Origin of the sequence: Deinococcus planocerae (genome assembly GCF_002869765.1) — a bacterium.
GTDB classification, from domain to species: Bacteria; Deinococcota; Deinococci; order Deinococcales; family Deinococcaceae; genus Deinococcus; species Deinococcus planocerae.
The window spans coordinates 1-3377 of the sequence record NZ_PNOR01000081.1 but is presented as its reverse complement, the minus strand read 5'-3'; the positions used below and the strand labels follow the sequence as shown (position 1 = coordinate 3377).

Here is a 3377-nt window from a genome sequence, read left to right as displayed (position 1 = left end):
CCGGCGCTTGGGACGAGACTTGGAGCGGCTGCCGTCCACCCTCGTCGGGTTCCATTTCCTGGCCGCCTGCGTTCTGCTGTGCAACAACCTCAAGCCCCTTTTTGCATAGCCTTCTTGGCAGCCTCTAGGGCTGGGCCATATTGTCCTTCTTCGCCTGGGGGATGTCGGCTTTCCTGATCTGATCTTGAATTGCCTCCAACCATTTCTTCTGTAGGTCGGCCGGGCTGTAGGCACCGTACGCCAGCGAGAAGCCGGGGTCCTCAATGCGATCAACGTGCCCGAGACCAAAAGGGGCTTTTCAGATTCGCTAAGCTTGCCGTGATCCCGCATGAAGTCGTGCAGCGTCCGGCTAAAGTCCATCAGGTCGGCCATGCGGCGCTGGCGCACATTTTCATCGAAGCTGGCGAGCCGGATAAAGTCCGGCCAGGATACGATGGCTTCGACGGGGTGGCCGGCCTCGTTGGTGAGCAATTTGGGCCGCGTAGCCCCCTTAGGCCACAGGTAGGCGCTGACCTTTAAAGCCTTGGCGGTCTCTCCGCTAACACCCAAGGCGATTACGTTGTGCTCGCGGCTCAGAAAGCGAGCGTAGTGCAGCGCGCCGTCCACAGCGTATTTGTTGGCAGCCTTGATGGCCTCCAGCCCTTCCACGGGGTCGGCCGGTGCCGGCTCCAAGGTGCCGTCAAGCAAGCCGGGCACGCGCAGACTGATGTGGTCGCGCGGGTCAGCTTTCGCTTCCGCGATCAGCAGGAAGTCGGGCGTGCCATGATCGGACACGACGAATTCAGGCGCGCCGATACCGCTCTTGCCGGTCTTGCTGGCGCCCTTCATGGCTCGCTTCACGCTCTCGATGGCGCTCTTCTGCTCCTCCACCTGCACGTCGTTCGCCGGGTCGTAGTAACTGTGGTCGCGGAAGGCTTGTCGGATCAACTCTTCCGTCTTGCGCTCGTTCTTGGTCGCCATCGGTTGCTTACTCTTCCACAGCTAGGCATCGGCGCGGCCAGATGCAGGCGCACTCCCTCTTCGCCTTCCCTACTCCTGATCCTTCCCCAGCTCGCTTCCCCGCCGGGTCGCCGCCACGACCGCGCGCATGAAGGCGCCGCGCACCCCCGCGACCTCCAGCGCCTCCAGCCCGGCGATGGTGGTGCCGCCGGGGCTCGACACCTCGTCCTTGAGGAGACCGGGGTGCGCCCGCTGTTGCAGGAGCTCCCCGCTGGCGACGAGGAGCTTGGCGGCGAGTTCGTGGGCGAGGGCGCGGGGCAAGCCCATGCGGACGCCGCCGTCCGCGAGCGCCTCGGCGACGACGGCGGCGTAGGCGGGGCCCGACGCACTCATGCCGGTGAAGGCGTTGAAGAGGTGTTCGGGGAGGTCGTAGGCGTCGCCGACGGAGCCGAAAAGCGTCCGGGCGAAGGCGAGGTCCCCGGCGTCCTCGGCCTCGCGGGGGGCGGTGATCGCGGTCTGGCTGCGCCCGATGGTGGCGGCGAGGTTGGGCATCACCCGCACGACGCGCCTCGTTCCCAGGCGCCGGGCGAGGGTGGCGGTGCTGACCCCCGCCATCGTGCTGACGTAGCCCGCGCTCTCCTGGGCGAGCCACTCGCTGATCTCGGGAAAGACGCGCGGCTGCACGCTCACCAGGATGCGCTCGGAGAGGGCGAGGTCGGCGCGGGTGACGACGCGGGCGCCGGTGCGGGAGGCGAGATCGGCGGCGCGGGCGGCGTTCGCGTCGAGCAGGCCGATGTCCGCCGGGCGCAGCACGCCGCGCGACGTGACCCCTTCGAGAAGGGCGAGGCCGAGTTTCCCGACGCCGACGATGGCGAGTCTCATGCGCAGGAGTATAGGAGGGGGGGCGCGGACGCCGGACACGCCTTGCCTACCCCGTGCGGGGCCGGGCCGCGCTAGGCCGGAAGGGAGGGCGCCAGGCCGGGCAACTCCGGCAGGGTGAGAAAGGCCTCCAGCAACGCCGGGTCGAGGTGCCTGCCCGCCATGCGCCGCAGCTCGGCGAGGGCGTCCTCGTGGGTCCACGACGGCTTGTAGGGCCGCTCGCTGGTCAGGGCGTCGTACACGTCCACGACCGTGAAGAGCCGGGCGAGCAGGGGAATTTCCTCGCCCCTCAACCCGTCGGGGTAGCCGCGACCGTCCCAGCGCTCGTGGTGGTGCCGCACGACCTCCAGCACCTCGCCCGGCACGAAGCCCTGCTCGCGCAAGATGAACTCGCCGATGGTGACGTGCCCGCGCATCAGCTCGCGCTCGGTGGGGGTCAGCGGCCCGCGCTTGAGGAGCACCGCGTCGGGGATGGCGATCTTGCCGAGGTCGTGGAGGTACGCCCCCCACCTCAGGTGCGCGAGGTCGCCGTACTCCAGGTCGAGGTGGGTGCCCAGCCGCAGGGCGAGGGCCGTCACCCGGTCGGTGTGGCCCTTGGTCTCGTAGGAGCGGTATTCGAGCACCTTGCCCAGGACGTGGAAGGCCTGCTCGCGGGTGCGGGTGAGGTCGCGCAGGGCCGATTGCCGCTCGGCGGCCTGCCCCAGCCGCTCGGCGAGCAGGGCGAGCAGGCCCGGCGTCTCGGGAGCAGGCTGTGCCCCCGCCCGCGTGTCGAGGAGGGCGAGCACACCCGCCGTTCCCCCCGACCCCTGCACGGGGGTGAGGAGCGCGCTCGTGAGCGGGTCGGGCAGCAGGGGGTGCGGGGAGGTCAGCGACAGGGGCTCGCCCTGCCGGGTCACGCGGCGCACGATCTCGTCGGGCACCCGCAGGGGGGAAGCCCCCTCCCGGGGACCGACCTCCACCAGCGTCGAGACCTCACCCGCCCCCGGGGTGGCCCCCGGCGCGCCCCGCACCGTGAGGTAGGCGCCCGCCTGCGCGCCGTCCTCACCGACGAGGTGGTGTAGTCCCCGCTCGGCGAGGGCCGAGGACACGTCGCTTTCCCCCAGGCTGCGCAGCAGGCTCGCGGCGCTGCGGTGGCCCTCCTCGCCCGGCGGGTCGTCGGGGCCCAGGCTCTGGAGCAGGGCCGGGTGCCGCGCGGCGTCGAGCAGCGCCCCCCAGGCCTCGGGGCCCGGGCGGTGGGGCCGGTAGGGACACGCGAAGACCCACGCCCCCCGCAGCGGCCCGGCGGGCCCCAGCGGCACCACGAGCAAGAAGCCCCGCTCGCCCCTCCACCCCGGCACGGACAGGACGTACGGGGTAGGGTCGGCCCCCGCCGCGAGTCGCCGCAGCAGGAAGGGGCGCAGCCGCCCGCGCACCGAGGCCTCGCTCAGGCTGCCGAGGGCCACCAGTCCGCCGCGCAGGGGCTCGGGAGCCCGCACCAGCCGTTCTTCGACGTGCGCGAACTCCGGCACACGAGTGCCCACGGCCTGCGCGTCGCCGTCTCCTTCGAGGGCGAGACCTTC

Annotated in this window: 2 protein-coding genes and 1 pseudogene; 1 reads left to right on the top strand and 2 read right to left on the bottom strand. The window is 71.0% G+C overall.

The annotated features are described in order from the left end of the window. Positions 1–109, top strand: a pseudogene (locus tag A7B18_RS21010) (IS5/IS1182 family transposase); the annotation flags it as partial. A 920-nt stretch (positions 110–1029) separates the two neighbouring features. Here A7B18_RS21010 and proC read toward each other — a convergent pair. Continuing rightward, positions 1030–1821 carry a pyrroline-5-carboxylate reductase gene (gene proC / locus A7B18_RS21005; protein WP_102128605.1) on the bottom strand — a complete coding sequence of 264 codons (792 nt, stop codon included), beginning with the start codon at positions 1819–1821 and terminating at the stop codon, positions 1030–1032. 71 nt (positions 1822–1892) lie between these two features. Next, the coding region (locus A7B18_RS22775) for an HD-GYP domain-containing protein (RefSeq protein ID WP_245873002.1) at positions 1893–3377 on the bottom strand (1485 nt) is incomplete at its 5' end.